The organism is Sphingomonas sp., assembly GCF_004799495.1.
Taxonomy (GTDB): domain Bacteria; phylum Pseudomonadota; class Alphaproteobacteria; order Sphingomonadales; family Sphingomonadaceae; genus Sphingomonas.
The window spans coordinates 43724-60291 of record NZ_SSMY01000003.1; the positions used below are offsets into that span (position 1 = coordinate 43724).

The 16568-nt window shown below is 66.7% G+C and carries 18 protein-coding genes; 10 read left to right on the forward strand and 8 right to left on the reverse strand.

Going from position 1 to position 16568, the window contains the following annotated elements; translation table 11 throughout:
- Positions 1–38: 38 nt before the first annotated feature.
- Genes E7773_RS03680 through E7773_RS03690 form a run of 3 tightly spaced genes read left to right on the forward strand, consistent with a single transcriptional unit; the run spans position 39 to position 1840 of the window.
- Entirely contained in the window at positions 39–452 is a 414-nt protein-coding gene (locus tag E7773_RS03680; protein WP_293988331.1) for a hypothetical protein, read from the forward strand.
- 51 nt (positions 453–503) lie between these two features.
- Positions 504–1061 carry a carboxymuconolactone decarboxylase family protein gene (locus E7773_RS03685; protein WP_293988334.1) on the forward strand — a complete coding sequence of 186 codons (558 nt, stop codon included), beginning with the start codon at positions 504–506 and terminating at the stop codon, positions 1059–1061.
- A complete protein-coding gene (locus tag E7773_RS03690) occupies positions 1058–1840 on the forward strand; it encodes an SDR family NAD(P)-dependent oxidoreductase (RefSeq protein WP_293988337.1) in 783 nt (260 codons plus the stop codon). Before E7773_RS03685 ends, E7773_RS03690 begins: the two co-directional genes overlap by 4 nt.
- Here E7773_RS03690 and E7773_RS03695 read toward each other — a convergent pair.
- Positions 1837–2178, reverse strand: a complete 342-nt coding sequence (locus tag E7773_RS03695; RefSeq protein ID WP_293988340.1) for a DUF6481 family protein — start codon at positions 2176–2178, stop codon at positions 1837–1839. The two genes, E7773_RS03690 and E7773_RS03695, sit on opposite strands and share 4 nt — an antisense overlap.
- Positions 2179–2282: 104 nt before the next feature.
- Between E7773_RS03695 and E7773_RS03700 the strand changes: the two genes are divergently transcribed.
- From E7773_RS03700 to E7773_RS03710, 3 genes are read left to right on the forward strand one after another with little or no spacing between them, the layout of a single operon-like run.
- Positions 2283–2954, forward strand: a complete 672-nt coding sequence (locus tag E7773_RS03700; RefSeq protein ID WP_293988343.1) for a glutathione S-transferase family protein — start codon at positions 2283–2285, stop codon at positions 2952–2954.
- On the forward strand, positions 2954–3325 hold the full coding sequence (locus tag E7773_RS03705; RefSeq protein ID WP_293988345.1) for a tRNA-binding protein: 372 nt from the start codon (positions 2954–2956) through the stop codon (positions 3323–3325). The genes E7773_RS03700 and E7773_RS03705 overlap by 1 nt, the downstream gene beginning before the upstream one ends.
- Positions 3326–3363: 38 nt before the next feature.
- On the forward strand, positions 3364–4056 hold the full coding sequence (locus tag E7773_RS03710; RefSeq protein WP_293988347.1) for a DUF72 domain-containing protein: 693 nt from the start codon (positions 3364–3366) through the stop codon (positions 4054–4056).
- On the opposite strand, the gene E7773_RS03715 is transcribed toward E7773_RS03710, so the two are convergent.
- Entirely contained in the window at positions 4031–4471 is a 441-nt protein-coding gene (locus E7773_RS03715; RefSeq protein WP_293988349.1) for a DUF202 domain-containing protein, read from the reverse strand. The two genes, E7773_RS03710 and E7773_RS03715, sit on opposite strands and share 26 nt — an antisense overlap.
- Before the next feature lie 3 nt (positions 4472–4474).
- Positions 4475–7072 carry an aminopeptidase N gene (gene pepN / locus E7773_RS03720; protein WP_293988352.1) on the reverse strand — a complete coding sequence of 866 codons (2598 nt, stop codon included), beginning with the start codon at positions 7070–7072 and terminating at the stop codon, positions 4475–4477.
- 135 nt (positions 7073–7207) lie between these two features.
- Between pepN and E7773_RS03725 the strand changes: the two genes are divergently transcribed.
- Complete coding sequence (locus E7773_RS03725) at positions 7208–8026, forward strand: NAD(P)-dependent oxidoreductase (protein ID WP_293988356.1); 819 nt, start codon at positions 7208–7210, stop codon at positions 8024–8026.
- Here E7773_RS03725 and E7773_RS03730 read toward each other — a convergent pair.
- The 3 genes from E7773_RS03730 to E7773_RS03740 form a co-directional block, all read right to left on the reverse strand.
- Positions 7936–8859 carry an EamA family transporter gene (locus E7773_RS03730; protein WP_293988359.1) on the reverse strand — a complete coding sequence of 308 codons (924 nt, stop codon included), beginning with the start codon at positions 8857–8859 and terminating at the stop codon, positions 7936–7938. The genes E7773_RS03725 and E7773_RS03730 overlap by 91 nt on opposite strands.
- A 68-nt stretch (positions 8860–8927) precedes the next feature.
- Complete coding sequence (locus E7773_RS03735) at positions 8928–9932, reverse strand: beta-eliminating lyase-related protein (RefSeq protein ID WP_293988360.1); 1005 nt, start codon at positions 9930–9932, stop codon at positions 8928–8930.
- 339 nt (positions 9933–10271) lie between these two features.
- Positions 10272–12359, reverse strand: coding sequence for a PBP1A family penicillin-binding protein (locus E7773_RS03740; protein ID WP_293988362.1), 2088 nt, complete (start codon positions 12357–12359; stop codon positions 10272–10274).
- 187 nt (positions 12360–12546) lie between these two features.
- Between E7773_RS03740 and E7773_RS03745 the strand changes: the two genes are divergently transcribed.
- From E7773_RS03745 to xth, 3 genes are read left to right on the forward strand one after another with little or no spacing between them, the layout of a single operon-like run.
- Complete coding sequence (locus E7773_RS03745; protein WP_293988365.1) at positions 12547–13125, forward strand: NADPH-dependent FMN reductase; 579 nt, start codon at positions 12547–12549, stop codon at positions 13123–13125.
- Between the two features lie 50 nt (positions 13126–13175).
- On the forward strand, positions 13176–14456 hold the full coding sequence (locus E7773_RS03750) for a glycoside hydrolase family 130 protein (protein ID WP_293988367.1): 1281 nt from the start codon (positions 13176–13178) through the stop codon (positions 14454–14456).
- Positions 14453–15226: an exodeoxyribonuclease III gene (gene xth, locus E7773_RS03755; RefSeq protein WP_293988369.1), complete on the forward strand. Its 774-nt coding sequence runs from the start codon at positions 14453–14455 to the stop codon at positions 15224–15226. The genes E7773_RS03750 and xth overlap by 4 nt, the downstream gene beginning before the upstream one ends.
- A gap of 252 nt (positions 15227–15478) precedes the next feature.
- Here xth and E7773_RS03760 read toward each other — a convergent pair whose 3' ends face one another.
- Complete coding sequence (locus tag E7773_RS03760) at positions 15479–16015, reverse strand: ImmA/IrrE family metallo-endopeptidase (protein WP_293988371.1); 537 nt, start codon at positions 16013–16015, stop codon at positions 15479–15481.
- Positions 15940–16350 (reverse strand): hypothetical protein, encoded by a 411-nt coding sequence (locus tag E7773_RS03765; protein ID WP_293988374.1) that lies wholly within the window; start codon positions 16348–16350, stop codon positions 15940–15942. Before E7773_RS03765 ends, E7773_RS03760 begins: the two co-directional genes overlap by 76 nt.
- Positions 16351–16568 lie beyond the last annotated feature (218 nt).

The following is a 16568-nucleotide window of genomic DNA, read 5'->3' on the forward strand; positions in this document are numbered from 1 at the left end:
ATGTACCGCCGTCCCGGACACCATATCGGACTGGTATCATGCGTAACATCATCCTGTTTGCCGTCGCCGCGACGATGGCGACTCCGGCCCTCGCGCACGACCGTTATGCCCCGCCGCCGCGCGATGACCTGCGCACCGCGTCGCGCGTGCTGAACGATCCGCGCGCGCAAGTTGCCGCCGCTGCCCTGGTCGATCAGCTTGCCAACGCGGTGCTCGAAACGCGCGTCGGCCCGCTTGCCGACCTCGCGCCAAATTCGGACATCCGGCCCGACGATACGCTCGCCGACGTGCAGGCGCGCCGCGACCCCTATTATCGCGAGAAATTGCGCAACGGGACGATCGGCGCGATGGCGGTGGCCGGCCGTACCGCGCGCGATGCTGCTGCGATGAGTGACGAGCTTGGCCGCACGATCGATCGCCTCGAGCGCGTGATCGACACCGTCAATCGGTAAAGACTCCGCCCGTCGTTGCGCTACACTGGCGCGCGACGATAGGGAGAGGTGATGCGACTGGACCGACCGCGGATCGAACCGCTGGCCAATGGCGAGCTTGACGACGAACAGCGCGAAGTGCTCGCCGGGTTCGGCGGGCACGTCCTCAACATCTTCCGCACGATGGCCCGCGCGCCCAAGGCGCTCAAGCGGTTCAACCTCTGGGGCGGGTACATCCTGTCCGACCGCAATTCGCTCGGCGCTCGCGAGCGCGAATTGCTGATCCTGCGCACCGGCTGGTTGTGCCGCTCGGGCTACGAATGGGTTCAGCATACGCGGATCGGGCTGCAGTCGGGGCTGACTCGCGAAGAGATCGAGCGGATCAAGATCGGGCCGGACGCCAATGGCTGGAGTGCGAGCGACGCCGCGTTGCTGCGCGTGGCCGACGATCTGGTCGGCGATTTCTTCGTGAGCGACGCGACGTGGGCGCGACTCGGCGATCTGACCGAGAAGCAGCGCATGGATGCCGTCTTCACCGTCGGTCAATACACACAGGTGTCGATGTTCCTGAACAGCTTCGGGGTGCAACTCGAAGCGGGGCAAATGCTCGATGCGGATTTCCCGCAATGAGAGTGGCGGGCAAGAGCGCGCTGGTGATGGGCGCGGGGCAATCGCCGGGCGAGACGATCGGGAACGGGCGCGCGATCGCCATGTTGTTCGCCCGCGAAGGGGCGAAGGTGTGGTGCGCCGACCGCGATTTTGCGCGCGCCGAGGAAACGGCCGCGGCGATTGTCGCGGAAGGCGGGCAGGTCGAGGCGATCGCCTGCGACGTGACGAAGCGTACCGATTGCGATGCCGCGGTCGCGGCGGCGGGCACGGTCGATATCCTCGTCAACAATGTCGGGATCGGCGGGCAGGATGGCCCGGCGCATATGGTCGCCGAGGATGCGTTCGACCGCATCCTGTCGGTCAACCTGAAGGGCGTGCTTAACGGCATCGCCGCCGCGATCCCGGGGATGCGCGAGCGCCGGCGTGGCGCGATCGTCAGTATCTCGTCACTTGCGGGAATCGCCGGGTGGCACATGGTCGCGTACGAAACCTCGAAGGCCGCCGTGAACCGGCTGACCCAGTCGACCGCGCTCGCCAACGCCAAGTACGGTATCCGCGTCAACGCCGTCGCGCCCGGATTGATGGATACGCCGATGGCGATCGACGGCATCGCCAAAGCGCGCGGGCTGGACCGCGAAACCGTCCGCGCCGAACGCGCTCAGCGCGTGCCCCTGCTCGCGCAGATGGGCGACGCGTGGGACACGGCTTACGCGACGCTCTTCCTCTGCTCGGATGAGGCGAAGTTCGTGACCGGCGTGATCCTGCCGGTCGACGGCGGGATGGGCGCGCGGATCGGCTAGCGCTGGCGCGCCTTGCGCGCGGCGTAGCGAGCGTCGCGCGCTGCCTTTAGCTCGGCGGCGCTCGGTACCACGACTTCCTTCTTGGGGGCGGGCTTGGCCGCTTCCGCCGCGGCGAGTGCCGCCGCCTTCTTGTCGGCCTTGGCTTGTTCGGCGGCAGCACGCTTGGCGGCGCGGCGCTCGGCCTCGGCCGCTTCCTTGGCTTCGCGCGCGGCCTGACGGGCGGCGATCGCGGCGGGATCGGCGACGGGCTTGTCGCGCAGCAGCTCGATCGCGCGCTGCTTGGCGGCGCGCGCGGCGGCCGCGCGTTCGTTGAAATCGGGGGCTTTGTAGGCGGCCATTGGTCATCCGTAGTTGATTAGGCGCGGGCGCGTAGCACTATCCTGGCGGATCGGCCAGATTTCGCTGCTTCCCCCGCTTGGCCGTAGCCCCTACCATTGGCGGCATGTGGCAGCTCTATCAATTCCCGCTTTGTCCGTTTTCGCGCAAGGTCCGGCTGCTGTTAGGCGAAAAGGGCGTCGGCTACACGCTGGTGCGCGAAAATCCGTGGGAGCGGCGCGACGAGTTCATCGACATGAACCCGGCGGGGCAGACGCCGGTGATTGCCGATGCGGAGCGCGACATCCGGCTGATCGATTCGCTCGTCATCTGCGAATATTTCGACGAGACGGTCGACAAGGCGCAGATGATCAACGGGACAGCGGTGCAGCGCGCGGAGATCCGGCGGCTGTCGACATGGTTCGACACCTATTTCTTCCGCGACGTGACCGAGAAATTGCTCGGCGAGCGGATGATCAAGCGAATCATCACCAAGGCGAGCCCCGACGCGAAGGTGCTGCGCGAAGCGATGAAGGCAGGCCTCGAATATCTCGATTACACCGATTACCTGCTCGACCGGCATAACTGGATGGCGGGTGCGACGCTCAGCCTCGCCGATCTGGCAGCGGCGGCGCAGATTTCGGTGGTGGATTATCTCGGCGGGATCGACTGGCGTAGCCACGAGGCGACCGCGCGCTGGTATTCGGGGATGAAGTCGCGGCCCAGTTTCCGCCCGTTGTTGAGCGAACGGATGGAGGGAATCCCGCCCGCGCCGCATTACGACGACGTCAATTTCTGATGCATGTCACGCACGAGGCGGGCGCGCCGGCCGAGCCGGTGATCGCGTTCGACGACTGGCTGAAGGTCGACATCCGCATCGGCACGATCGTTGCCGCCGACCCGTTTCCGGAGGCGCGCAAGCCCGCCTACAAGCTGCGGATCGATTTCGGCGCGGGCATAGGCATCAGGAAATCGTCGGTGCAGATCACCGAGCATTATAGGCTGGGCGAACTGGTGGGCCGGCAAGTCGCCGCGGTGGTCAATTTCGCCCCACGCCAGATCGGGCCGTTCGTGTCCGAAGTGCTGACGCTCGGCTTTCCCGATGCGGATGGCAAGGTCGTGCTGATCGGACCGAGCGAGGCGGTGCCGAACGGCGGGCGGCTGTTCTGATCCGTATCGGCACCGCCGGCTGGTCTATTCCGCGCGCGGTGGCCGACCGGTTCGGCGAGGGCGGCAGTGCGCTCGAACGCTATGCGACGCGGTTCGACGCGGTCGAGATCAACTCGAGCTTCTACCGCCCGCACAAGCCGGAGACCTATGCGCGCTGGGCGGCGAGCGTGCCCGAGGGTTTTCGCTTCGCGGTCAAGTTGCCCAAGGCGATCACGCACGAACGGCGGCTGGCCGATTGCGGCGATCTGGTCGCGGCGTTCGCCGAACAGACCGCGCACCTTGGCGACAGGCGCGGGCCGGTGCTCGTGCAGTTGCCGCCGAGTCTCGCCTTCGACGCCAACACCGTGGAGTCTTTCTTCGTCGATCTGCGGCACTGCTTCGGCGACGGCCCGATCGTGTGCGAGCCGCGCCACGCCAGCTGGTTCACGGCCGCTGCCGATCAGTCGCTCGCCGAACACCGCGTCGCGCGTGTCGCTGCCGACCCGGCGCGCGTGCCCGAAGCCGCCACGCCCGGCGGCTGGACCGGACTGACCTATGCCCGCCTCCACGGTTCGCCGCGCATCTATTGGTCGAGCTATGACGATGCGACGATCGCGCGTTTGGCCGCGGCGGCGGCGGCGAGCGTTGTCGAAAGCTGGACGATCTTCGACAACACGACCTCGGGCGCGGCGATCGAGAACGCGCTGGCGATGCGCAATCTGTTGCCTAAGGCGTCATCACCACGCCGATAAAAGCGGCGAGCGCGACGAGTACCAGGAATCCGTTGATCGCGACGAGAAGCGCGGTCGGCAGGCGCCGCGCACGTGGCTTGGGGGGCTGTACGCTGGGTGCCAGTTCGCGCCATACCGCTGCGACGAAGCAGAACGCCGCGAACAGGATCAGCATCGCGCCGGTCGATTTGGTCAGCCAGTCGGCAACGACCTTGTCGAGCAACGCGCGCGCCCCAACCCCCGAGGCCAGCGCGGTCAGCCCGGTTCGCACCCAAGCGGCGTAGGTCCGCTCGGCCGCCAGAATAGTGCGGTCGGCGGCGAGCTCGGTACGCCGATCCGCACTGTCGACCTGCACGTCCGCGCTGATCTTCAGAGCGGCGGCCGATTGCTTGATCTTTTCCTGGGCGGCTGCGGCGCGAGTTTCGGAGTCGACCATGCGCTAGCCCGCGAGGCTCTTCGACGCTTGTTCGAACAAATCCTTCGACAGCTCCGGCGTTGCGAGGATGCGTTCGAGCTCGGCCTTCATCAGCGCCGCACGCGCTTCGTCGAACCGCCGCCAGCGGCCGAGCGGCGGGAGCAGCTTGGCGGCGGTCTGCGGGTTGAGCTTGTCGAGCGCGATGAGATGATCCGCGAGGAAGCGGTATCCCGCGCCGCTGGCGGCGTGGAACGCACGCTGGTTGACTCCGAATGCGCCGACCAGCGAGCGAGCGCGGTTGGGGTTGGCGAGGCTGAAATCGGGATGCCGCGCGAGGTCCGCGACCACCGCCGGCGTATCGTCGCGCGCCGACAGCGCCTGCGTCTGGAACCACTTGTCGAGCACCAACGGGTTGGTCGAATAGCGATTGTAGAAGATGTCGAGCGCCGCAACGCGCTCGTCGGAAGTGCCGTTGGCGAGCGTGGTCAGCGCACCCTGCCGATCGGTCATATTGTCGGCTGATTCAAACTGCGCGAATGCGAGTGACGCCGCGTCGTCCGCGCCGCTCGCGGCGATATAGCCGAGCGCGACGGTGCGCATCCGGCGGTTCGCCTTGGCGGCGGGCGAATAGACGAACGGCCCGGGTTGGCTCGCATCGGCATAGGCCGAGCGCCACAGGCCGGCGAGGCTCTTGCCGAGGTCGCGGCGCAGCGCTTCGCGCGCGCGGAACACCGCGTCGGGATCGACCACCGGCAATTGGTCGCCGATGAACGCGTCCGACGGCAGCAGCACCGCCTCGGCGACGAAGGCGCGGTCGAGCGCGGGGTCTTCGAGCGTGCGCCGCACCGCCTCGATCACCGCGCGATGCTCGACGCGGCCCAGCGTTACCGCCGACACCAATGTGTCGAGCATCAATTGCTGCATCGCTTCATAGCGGGCGAACGGATCGTCGTCGTGCGCGGACAGGAAGGCGAGCTCGTCGGTCGAGCGGTCGCTTTCGATGATCACCGGCGCCGAGAAACCGCGATTGATCGACAGCACGGGATGCTCAGTGACACCCTCGAATGTGATCGCCACCGTCGGCTGGTCGAGCATGTAAAGTTGCTGATCGCTCAGCGTCGCGCCGCTTTCGCCGAACAGCTTGATCCGTAAGGGGAGGACGAACGGCTCCTTGTCGGGCTGGCCCGGGGTAGGCGGGGTGTGCTGGGCGAGCCGCAACGTCGCGCGCCCCGATCCGGCGTCATGGTCGAGCGCCGCCGAAACGCGCGGCGTCCCCGCCTGCGAATACCAGCGCCGGAACTGCGATAGGTCGACCCCGCCGCCGTGCTCCATGCAGCGCACGAAATCCTCGCACGTTGCGGCCGTCCCGTCGTAGCGGTCGAAATAGAGGTCGGTCGCCATGCGGAAGCGCTCGGGCCCCAGGATGGCCGCCATCATGCGGATGACTTCGGCGCCCTTGTTGTAGATGGTGGCGGTGTAGAAGTTGCTGATCTCCATGTACGAATCGGGCCGGATCGGGTGCGCGAGCGGGCCGGCATCCTCCGGAAACTGGCTCGCACGAAGCCCCCGCACATCCTCGATCCGCTTGACCGCGGCCGATCCCTGGTCGGCGGAGAAGCTCTGGTCGCGAAAGACGGTGAAACCTTCCTTCAGGCTCAGTTGGAACCAGTCGCGACACGTCACCCGATTGCCCGACCAATTATGGAAATATTCGTGCGCGACGACGGCGGCGATGGCGTCGTAATCGTAATCGGTCGCGGTGTCGGGGTCGGCGAGGATGTAGCGGCTGTTGAAGATGTTCAGCCCCTTGTTCTCCATCGCGCCGAAGTTGAAATCGTCGACAGCGACGATGTTGAACACGTCGAGATCGTATTCGCGGCCGTATACCTTCTCGTCCCACGCCATCGCGGTTTGCAAGGCGGCGAGCGCGTGGCTCGTCTTGGGGAGGTCGTCGGCGCGGACCCAGATGGCGAGATCGACCGTACGGCCCGACATCGTGGTGAAGCTCGCGCGGTTGGCCGACAGGTCGCCCGCGACCATCGCGAACAAATAGCACGGCTTGGGAAACGGATCGCGCCATTCGGCCCAGTGACGGCCGTCTCCCGCATCCCCCGCCGCGATCGGATCGCCGTTCGCCAGCAGCACGGGAAAACGTTTCCGCTCGGCGGTCATCTTCACCGAATAGCGCGCGAGCACGTCGGGCCGGTCGGGGAAGAAGGTGATGCGGCGAAACCCCTCCGCTTCGCATTGCGTGCACAGGTTGCCGCCCGAAGCGTAGAGCCCCATCAACTGCGTATTGCGGTCGGGGTGGATTGCGACCTCGGTCTCGATCCGGTGCTCGCTGCCGGTGAGCGCGATCTCAAGCGTGTCGCCGTCCATCCGCCAGTCGTTGTGCGCCGCGCCGTCGACCAGCACGCGGAGCGGTACCTGCCCGTCGCCGTCGAGCCGCAGCGGACGGTCGTGCGCGCTCGACCGCACCACGTCGAGCGTCGCGGTGACTCGCGTCGTCGCGGGATCCAGATCGAAATCGAGCGCGATGTCGGGGACCAGCCAGTCGGGCGGGCGATAATCCTCGCGGCGCGTGATGGTCGGCGTGGCGAGGGCGGACTGGGCGTCGATCATTCTTTTCCCGTTATCGTCGGTACTTGGCGGAAACGACCGGTGGGGCGCGTGGTTGCCAAGGCTTCGCGCCGTGCTACGCGGGAGCGGCGGGACAGCCAAGAGGAAAGCCATGGCAATGTCGATCGGCGGAGTGGTGTGGCCAGGCTTTTGATCTTCGGGCTGGGCTATGCGGCGAACGCGATCGCGGCGCGGCTCGACGCGTGGTGGATCGACGCGACCGGGAACGCGGGCAACCTCGATTTCGACGACCGCGCCGGGGTGATCGCGGCGATCGACGCGGCGAGCCACATCCTGTCGTCGGTGCCGCCGGGCGAGGTCGACCCGGTGCTTGCGCGTTACGGCGCAGCGCTGGCCGACGGTGGCAAGTGGCTCGGCTATCTCTCGTCGACCGGGGTTTATGGCGACACGGGCGGGGCGTGGGTCGATGAAAGCGCCCCGATCAAGGGTCGCCGCGCGGGTCGCAACCAGGCCGACGGTGACTGGCTGGCGCTCGGCGCGCGGGTGTTTCGCTTGCCCGGGATCTACGGCCCCGGCCGCTCGCCGCTCGATCGCGTGCGTTCGGGCCAAGCACATCGCACGGCACAGCCGGGGCAGGTGTTCAGCCGAGTCCATGTCGACGACATCGCCAGCGGCGTGATCGCCGGCTTCGACGCGCCGCCGGGGGCCTACAATCTGTCCGACGACCTGCCCGCGCCGCAGGATGTGGTGATCGAGTTCGCCAGCGCGCTGCTCGGGAGGGAACCGCCGCCGATCGTCCCGCTCGAAGCGCTGTCACCCGAAGCGCACGCGTTCCATGCCGAGAACCGCCGCGTCGCGAACGGCAAGGCTAAGCGCGTGCTCGGCTGGCGGCCCGCCTATCCCGACTATCGGTTCGGCCTGCGTGCCCTCAACGCGATGACGAGCCCCGCCGCGGTCAGCGCCGCGCCCGCGACCGCCAGCCCCGACCAGCGATAGCCTTCGAACAAGGTCGACAGCATCATCGCGATGACCGGCACGATCACGCTCGAATAGGCCGCCTTGGCCGGGCCGATCGTGCGCAGCACGCCATAATATAGCGGGAAGGCGAGCGCGGAGGCGGCAAGCCCGAGATAGAGAATGCCGGCCCAATAGGCCACGCGCAGCTCGATCGACGGCGGTCCGGCGGTCGCCAGCGCGAACAAAGCGTCGAGCCCGGCGCCGATCAGCATCGCGAGCGCGAGCGTCGGTGCCATCGGATAGCGCGCCGCCGTCGGCGTCGCCTGGAGCACGTTGGCGCTCGATGCGGCGAGGATCGCGGCCAGCGTGAATGCGACTCCGGCGATGGCTTGCCCCGGGCCGTTGGGGTCGATCCGCGCTTCGTGGACGAACAGCAGCACGATCCCCGCCATCGCCACGCCCGACCCGGCGACAAGCTGGCGCCCCATCTTCTGTCCGAGGAAAATCCGCGCGAACAGTGCGTTGGGTATTAGCAGCAGCGCGAACACCACCGACACCAGCCCCGACGTGATATGCTGCTCCGCGCGGTAGACGAGATTGAAGTTGAGGCAGAATTGCGCGACCCCAATCGCGCCGGCGAACCCCAGGCCGCGCGCATCGAACCGCCAGCTGTCGCGGCGCGCGATGGCGTAGACCGCCATCGCGACCCCGGCGACCACGAACCGGTATGTCACCGACCAGCTTGGCGGCACCACGCCCAATTGATCGCGGATCACCAGCCAGGTCGATCCCCAGATCAGCGTCACGATCCCGAACGGGATCAACACCGCGAGGCGCGCCGATTGCGGCTTGGCTTGGGGCGGCTGGAGCACGATCGCTGCTCTACGCCCGCGCGCTCGTCCGGCAACCCCGGTTATGATTGTGGGGTTATAAGGCTGGCCTATGGAAGCGCGGCGATCGCGTCGGCGAGCGGGCGGATCGCGTCTTCGCTCTGGTTCCACGACGTGACGAGCCGAACCTCGCCCGGCGCCCAGTCGTAGAAATCGAACCCGAGTGCGCGCAGGCTGGCGGCCTCGTCGGGGGTGGCGCGCAGGAACACTTCATTGGCCTCGACCGGATAGACCAGCCGCTCGCCCGCCGCCTTCGCCAGCAGCGCCGCCCCGGCATTGGCGGCGCGCGCATTGGTGCGCCACACGTCGTCGTCGAGCATCGCGAGGATTTGTGCGGCGAGGTAGCGGCCCTTCGACACCAGCAGCCCGGCGCGCTTGCGGCGATAGTGCGTCGCGGCGGCGAGCTCGGGTTTGAAGAAGACGAGCGCCTCGGCGGTCATCCCGCCGTTCTTGATGAACCCGAAGCTCAGCGCGTCGACCCCCGCGCGCCACGTCAGGTCGGCGAGATCGGCGCCCGAATGCGCGACGGCATTGGCGAAGCGCGCGCCGTCCATGTGGAAGCCGAGCCCGCGCGCCTTCGCGACCTCGCCCAGCGCCGCGACCTCGTCGGGCGTGTAGGTCAGGCCGTATTCGGTCGCGTTGGTGATCGACAGCGCATGCGCCTGCACCTGGTGGACGTCGTTGCGGATGCCGGCGAGGATAGCCTCGACCGCTTGCGGCGTGACCTTCGCGCCCGGGCCCTCGGCGAGCAGCAATTTGGCGCCGTGGAGGTAGAAGCCCGGCGCCCCCGCCTCGTCGTTGTTGATGTGCGCCTCGCGGTGGCAGATCACCGCGCCGTGCGGCGGGCAGAGCGCGGCGAGCGCGAGGCAGTTCGCCGAGGTGCCCGACGGCGTCCACAGCACCGCGACCTCTGTCCCGAACAGGTCCGAGAAGCGCCCGTCGAGCTGCCGGCTCCAGCGGTCGCCGTCGTACGCGGTGTCGAGCACATTGGCCGCGGCGATCGCATCGATCACCGGCGGGCAGGCGGGGGCGGCGTTGTCGGAGAAGAAGCGCATGCGCCCTATGTGCCGCGAAGCCGCCGATTATGCCACCGTCCGTGGTGCAACTCGCCAGGCGCTAAGTTCACAAAGTTTACACTGCGGCGGTGTTTTGGGCGATTTGCATCGGGTTCGCGTCCGCGAAGCGCCGGCAACGCGACACCAGCGCGACACGTGCGCGACGAGTCCGCGCCATCGAAGCCACCGTCCTGCGCCCGCCAGGCCACGCCGACGCGGCGGCGAAGCGAGGACGGGAAACGCGTATCTGCCGGACTAGTCATCGCGCAGGGTAGATCAGACGAAATCCTAAATTGGTAGCGATTTTCGCCGCGGTGGCCGGCCGAATGCCGATCCGGTCTAGTTATCGCCCGGCCGCTGATCGGGCGGGCGCGGCGGGCGGTCGCCGGTGTCAGGCGCGGGGCTGATCTTGATCGTGCCGTCCTTCTTGACCTGAAGGTTGACCCCCAGCCCCTCGATGCTGCCCTCGACCGGCAGCGGCCCGGCGCCGGGATCGATCGTCAGATTGCCGTCGGTCGCGTTGGCGATGTCATCGTTTGCATCGACGACGGGCGGGGGTGGCGGCGCGATGCCGAGCGCCTGTTGCATGAAATCCTTCCACACCCGCGCGGGTACGCCGCCGCCCGACAGGCCGGGATTGGGGGTGTTGTCGTCGTTGCCGACCCACACGCCGACCACCAGATCCTTGGCGAACCCGACGAACAAGGCGTCGCGGCTGTCCTGCGTCGTGCCGGTCTTGCCATAGGTCGGCACCGACAGCGCGGCTTCATGCCCCGTGCCGCTCGTCGCGGACGCGGTGAGCAGGTCGAGCATTTCGTCGCGCACGTGGTCGCCGAACGCGCTGCGCGTGCCGACCAGCCGGTCGTACCAGCTCTTGTTGTCGTTCGCCTCGATCCCGCGCGCGCCGACCGGATAGCCGTCGCCCGCCACCGCCGCGAACGCGCTGGTCAGTTCGAGCAGCGACCCCGTCGCGGTGCCGAGCGCGATCGTCGCTTCGTGCGGCAGCGGCGTAGAAATGCCCAGGTCGCGCGCCGCCTTGATCACCGCATCGATCCCGACCTTCTGGATCAGCCGCGCGGCGGCGACGTTGGACGATTTCTGGAACGCGCGGCGCAGCGTGATCGTGCCTTCGTACTTGCCGTCGCTGTTCTTCGGGCTCCAGCCGGAGATGGTGATCGGCTCGTCCTCGATCTTGTCATCCGGAGTAAGGCCGGCGCGCATCGCGGCGAGGTAGACGAACAGCTTGAACGCCGATCCCGGCTGGCGCCGCGCCTGCGTCGCGCGGTTGAACGGGCTCGCCTTGTAATCCTTGCCGCCGACCATCGCGACGACGCGGCCGTCGGGGCGCATCGCGACGATCGCGATCTGCGCTTGGCGCAGCCCCGCGCGCCGCGCCGCGCGCTCGGCGGCATGCTGCAGGCGGAGGTCGAGCGTCGTGGTGACGGTGGTTTCCTGACTCAGGTCACCGGCGGTGTCACGCGCTTCGGGCAGCACCCAGTCGGCGAAATAGGTGCCGTCGGGTACCAGCTTGACCGGGCGCGGGCGCGGGGTCGCGGGCTTGACCGCCGCCGCCTGCGCCTTGGTCAGCGTGCCGGTGTCGACCATCGTCGCGAGCACGACCTTCTCGCGGTCGCGCGCGCCCTTCAAGTTACCGGTCGGCGCGAGCTTCGACGGCGCCTTCACCAGCCCTGCCAGCATCGCCGCCTGGCTGATGCTCAGTTCGTTCGGCTCGCAATCGAAATAATGCTCCGACGCCGCGGTCAGGCCATAGACGTTGTCGCCGAAATAGACGTTCGACAGGTAGCGCGACAGGATCTCGTTCTTCGACAGCCACGCCTCGAGCCAAAACGAGATCAGGATCTCGCGGCCCTTGCGCAGGAAGGTGCGATCCGAATCGAGGAACGAATTCTTGGCGAGTTGCTGCGTGATCGTGCTCGCGCCCTCGCGCACGCCACCCGCGCCGACGTTGCGGAACAATGCGCGGCCCATCCCCCAGGGGTCGATCCCCCAGTGCGAGTAGAAACGCCGATCCTCGACCGAGATGAACGCGCCGGTCACATATTTGGGCAGCTTCGCCGCATCGACCGGCTTGCCGACGATCGCACCGCGCTTGGCGATCGGCGTGGTGCCGTCCGATGCCAGCAGGGTGATCGAGGGCGGGGTCGGCGGCTGGAGCGACTTGGAGAGCGGCGCAGTGACCGCGAGCCAGCCGACCAGGATGACGAACAGGATGACGAACGCCGCCAGCGTGCGGACGATGATGCGCCCCCAGCGGCGCCGCTTTTTCGGCGGCACCGTCGCCGCGCCCGGATAATCGAGCGGCGGAATGCCGTCGAGCGCGTTGGGCTGGGGTTCGGTCGGATAGACCGAATGCGCGCCCCATAAAGGGTCGGGCTTGCGGCCGGGGTCTTCGGGGTCGTCACGCATCGTCGTCAAAATCCACTCGGCGCATCGGCCTCTAGCGTATTACTTATATAATACAGATCGCGCAACCGCCGCATCGGAAGGCGATCTAGCCCAAATCGCCGCCACCGCACAGTGCGTGGATTGAGGCAGCGCCCGGGGGCCGCTATCGCTGGGCGGTCGCGCACCCGCGGCGTGGAGATTCGAACGCATGACCGACGCGCCGCTGGTGGTGGGAATTGGCGGAACGATCGGCGCGGTGTCGTCGACCGAGCGCGCTTTGCGGATCGCGCTCGATGCGGTCGAGCGCGAGGGGTTCCGCACCCGGCTGTTCGGCGGCGAGGACATGGCGCGGCTGCCGCTCTACGACCCGCGCACGACCAGCCGCACGCACCACGAGCAGGATTTCGTCGAGGCGGTGCGCGGGGCGTCGGCGCTGATCATTGCCAGCCCGGGCTATCACGGCAGCATTTCGGGCGTGGTCAAGAACGCGCTCGATCTGCTCGAGGAAACATCGAAGGACGCGCGGCCCTATCTCGCCGACATGCCGGTCGGGCTGATCGCGACCGCCTATGGCTGGCAAGCGACGGGGAGCACGATCGCCGCGCTGCGCTCGATCGTCCACGCGCTGCGCGGCTGGCCGACGCCGTTCGCCGCCGCGATCAACACCCAGATCACCAAGTTCGACGAGCATGGCGGCGCGACCGACCCGGCGGTGATCGAGCAGCTGTGCCTCGTCGGCAAGCAAGTCGCGCGCTTCGCCCCGCTGGTGGATCGCACTAGCGCCTGATCCAAATCGCTGCTCGTGCGTATTGACGCGGGGAACGACCGAGGACCCGCATGAGCCTGTTGACCCATTCGAAACTGCATCTCGCGCCCGACGCGTCGCGCACCGTCATCCGCCCGTTCGACCCGCAATATCCCCAACCCTTCGCCGATACCGAGCCGTCGCGCACCGAACGCATCGTCGACGCCATCCTGGCGATGGGCGCGAACGAGCTGAAGGCGCGCGAGGCGACGATCGCGCCGCTGCACAAGCGCCACCGCAACCTCGACCGGCTGCTGCAGCGCCGGTACGAGGAGGTCGCCACGCTGGTCCCCGCCGCCGAGCAGGCGAGCGACGACGCTAAAACGGTCATCGGTGCTTATTTCAGCGAGGAATATTCGTTCGAGGCCGCCGCGCTGTTCAATCCCAGCATGATCCCGCTGTCCGACCAAACCGGCGCGCCTAAGGGCGGCGTGCGTTTCCTGCTGTCGCTGCGCGGGATCGGCGAAGGGCACGTGTCGTCGGTCACCTTCCGCACCGGCCATTGGAGCAAGCGCGACGGGTTCGTCGTCGACAAGCCGAGCAAGCAGGCGATCTCGCCGCAGATCGACGCGTCGGACGTGCCCGGCGACGATATCACGCGGATCAATTGCGAGGGCAGCCGCGATCCGTCCGAAAGCGTGCTGTTTCCCGTCACCCCGAGCCAGCGCCAGGGTATCGAGGACCTTCGGCTCTGCCGCTTCGTCGACGACAACGGCACGGTCGATTACCTCGGCACCTACACCGCGTTCGATGGTCGTGCGACGCGGTCCGAACTGCTCCGCGGGTTCCATTTCGACCAGTTCGAAATGCGCCCGCTCAAGGGCGCGGCGGCGGACAGCAAGGGCATGGCGCTGTTTCCGCGGCTAGTCGACGGGCGCTACGTCATGCTCGCGCGGCAGGACAACGAGAATATCTGGCTGCTGCGATCGGACGACCTTTACACCTGGGAGGGCGGTGAGAAGCTGATCTGCCCCAAATTCTCGTGGGACCTGTGCCAGATGGGCAATTGCGGGTCGCCGATCGAGATCGACGAGGGCTGGCTGGTGCTGACCCACGGCGTCGGGCTGGTGCGCAATTATTCGATGGGCGCGGCGTTGCTCGACAAGCATGATCCGTCGAAGGTGCTCGCGCGCACGCCCGAACCGATCCTGCGGCCGAGCGCCAAGGAACGAGACGGCTACGTCCCCAACGTCGTCTATAGCTGCGGCGCGATGGTGCACGACCGCACGCTGCTCTTGCCCTACGGCATCGCCGACAATTTCGCGGCTTTCGCGAGTTGCGCGGTCGACGATCTGCTCGCCGCGATGAAATGAGGATCGCGACGTATAATGTGAATGGCGTGAACGGCCGCTTGCCGGTGCTGCTGCGCTGGCTAGCGGAGGATGTGCCCGACATCGTGTGCCTGCAGGAATTGAAGGCGCCCGACGAGCGTTTCCCCGCGGCAGCGCTGAACGATCTCGGCTACCAGGCGGTCTGGCACGGCCAGAAGAGCTGGAACGGCGTCGCGATCCTCAGCCGCATTGGCGATATCCACGAGACACGGCGCGGCCTGCCGGGTGACGACGGCAGCGATGGCCAGAGCCGGTATCTGGAGGCGGCGGTCAACGGTATCCTCATCGCATGCCTCTATCTCCCCAACGGCAACCCCCGCCCGGGGCCGAAGTTCGAGTATAAATTGCGCTGGTTCGACCGCCTCGCCGCCCACGCGCAGTCGCTGCTCGACGCGGGCGTGCCGGTGGCCCTCGCCGGCGACTTCAACGTGATGCCAACCGGGCTCGACGTCTACAAACCCGAGCGATGGCTCGACGACGCACTATTCGCGCCCGAGGTGCGGCAGGCGTTTGCCGATCTGGTCGCGCAAGGGTGGACCGACGCGCTCCGCACGATGCATCCGGGCGAGACGATCTACACCTTCTTCGACTATTTCCGGAACGCCTATGCCCGCAACGCCGGCTTGCGCATCGATCACTTCCTGCTCAGCCCCGATCTGGCCAAGCGGTTGGTCGACGCGCAGGTCGAGCGCCGCGTGCGCGGCTGGGAAAAGACCAGCGACCACGCGCCGGTGTGGATCGAGCTGAAATAGAAAAATGGTGCGCCACGCAGTCCGCAGCGAACCAGTCTCTGGTTCAATTTCCCTGTTATCTGCGAATTTACAGGGAAAATGCGTTTTTTGGGGGCGGGCTTTGAGCTGTCGACTGCCGTGAAACGCCGAAATTCCGTGGTTTTCTGGTGTTTTCCCCTGAAGCGATAACAGGGAATTCAATTGCGGCTATCAGGGAATATGGAATGTTAGAACAGGGATTTGCAGGCGCGCTAACAGATGGCAGGGCGTTGATCAGGGAAGTGCGTAGAGCGCTCCGCGTTCGTCACCATCCTCGTCTTTGTCTGACACCTCGGCATGGAGGAGCAGCATCGCAAACCCTCCCCGCTGAGCCAGCAGTTGTTCGGTGAGGATTTCCACCCGCCGCACGTCACACTCTGACAACCACGTATCGGCGTCGCATTCTTCGATCTCTGAGAACTTTCCGGGCTCGAGCCCGAACGAGTGTCCGATCGAGCCAGGGGGTATGGGGCCGCCGACGCTCGGGACGATCCAAGGGAAGTGTCGCTCATTGCGATAGATGCGCACGATCCGTCCGAGCCTGCACAGAATGACTGCGACAGCTTCTCGATGTGCCTCGACATAGGATCGAGCCATCGCCTCCTTGCTGACGTCGAACTCATCGGCCAGCCTAACGATTTCGGTCAGGCTGGGTCGCCTGGATGCAAGCACTGAGCGCAGGCGAGGTACGGGCATCAGCAATGCGGCCGCGAACCGGTTGGCCTCCGCTTCGATACGCCGCCGCCGGTTCTGCTCTTTGGCGTCAAGCATGTGCAGATCATCGAGGAGCATTCAAAACCGTGGCCAGCGTCGGGCATATGCGTCGGGATCGGGAAATGCCCGAGCTCGTGCGCGACCGAATATCGCCGCCGTTTTCGCGTTCGCCCCGCAGCAACGAGAATGCTGCCAGCCGCCTTGTTGGCGTCCATGACCAATGCAGCCTCGAAACCTTCGGTGTTGAATTCCGTGACCGAAAGAATGTCGAGCTGACCGCACAGCTCCTCGACCGGCACCGCGGTTGGTAAATCGGCTACGAGTTTGTGAATACCGGCGGCAATCGCTAACGGCGAGCCCAAGCCATCAAGGTCGAGCCGACTGATCGTCAAGAACCGGACCCGCGATTTTCATCTGCTCCATGAGCATCCGAGCCGAGCTACGGCCGCTTTATGGTGAGTCCACAAGCGCGACGATTGTCCCCAATTGGGTCGTAAGCGGCCGGGCGGGTTACGCCCCAGTTTCGGTCGTCCGACTAGCAGAGCTTCGATATTGAAAGCGATCGGCTTTCGCTGTCACGTTGCTTGGCTGTCGGCGAATTGTTTTCCTA

Excerpts from the sequence above, each read along its gene's own strand:
- E7773_RS03745 (WP_293988365.1), top strand. The coding sequence starts at position 12,547 with ATGACCGACGCGCCGCTGGTGGTGGGAATTGGCGGAACGATCGGCGCG.
- xth (WP_293988369.1), top strand. The coding sequence starts at position 14,453 with ATGAGGATCGCGACGTATAATGTGAATGGCGTGAACGGCCGCTTGCCG.
- E7773_RS03740 (WP_293988362.1), bottom strand. The coding sequence starts at position 12,359 with ATGCGTGACGACCCCGAAGACCCCGGCCGCAAGCCCGACCCTTTATGG.
- E7773_RS03700 (WP_293988343.1), top strand. The coding sequence starts at position 2,283 with ATGTGGCAGCTCTATCAATTCCCGCTTTGTCCGTTTTCGCGCAAGGTC.
- E7773_RS03680 (WP_293988331.1), top strand. The coding sequence starts at position 39 with ATGCGTAACATCATCCTGTTTGCCGTCGCCGCGACGATGGCGACTCCG.
- E7773_RS03760 (WP_293988371.1), bottom strand. The coding sequence starts at position 16,015 with ATGCTTGACGCCAAAGAGCAGAACCGGCGGCGGCGTATCGAAGCGGAG.
- E7773_RS03690 (WP_293988337.1), top strand. The coding sequence starts at position 1,058 with ATGAGAGTGGCGGGCAAGAGCGCGCTGGTGATGGGCGCGGGGCAATCG.
- E7773_RS03705 (WP_293988345.1), top strand. The coding sequence starts at position 2,954 with ATGCATGTCACGCACGAGGCGGGCGCGCCGGCCGAGCCGGTGATCGCG.
- E7773_RS03715 (WP_293988349.1), bottom strand. The coding sequence starts at position 4,471 with ATGGTCGACTCCGAAACTCGCGCCGCAGCCGCCCAGGAAAAGATCAAG.
- E7773_RS03695 (WP_293988340.1), bottom strand. The coding sequence starts at position 2,178 with ATGGCCGCCTACAAAGCCCCCGATTTCAACGAACGCGCGGCCGCCGCG.
- E7773_RS03750 (WP_293988367.1), top strand. The coding sequence starts at position 13,176 with ATGAGCCTGTTGACCCATTCGAAACTGCATCTCGCGCCCGACGCGTCG.
- pepN (WP_293988352.1), bottom strand. The coding sequence starts at position 7,072 with ATGATCGACGCCCAGTCCGCCCTCGCCACGCCGACCATCACGCGCCGC.
- E7773_RS03685 (WP_293988334.1), top strand. The coding sequence starts at position 504 with ATGCGACTGGACCGACCGCGGATCGAACCGCTGGCCAATGGCGAGCTT.
- E7773_RS03735 (WP_293988360.1), bottom strand. The coding sequence starts at position 9,932 with ATGCGCTTCTTCTCCGACAACGCCGCCCCCGCCTGCCCGCCGGTGATC.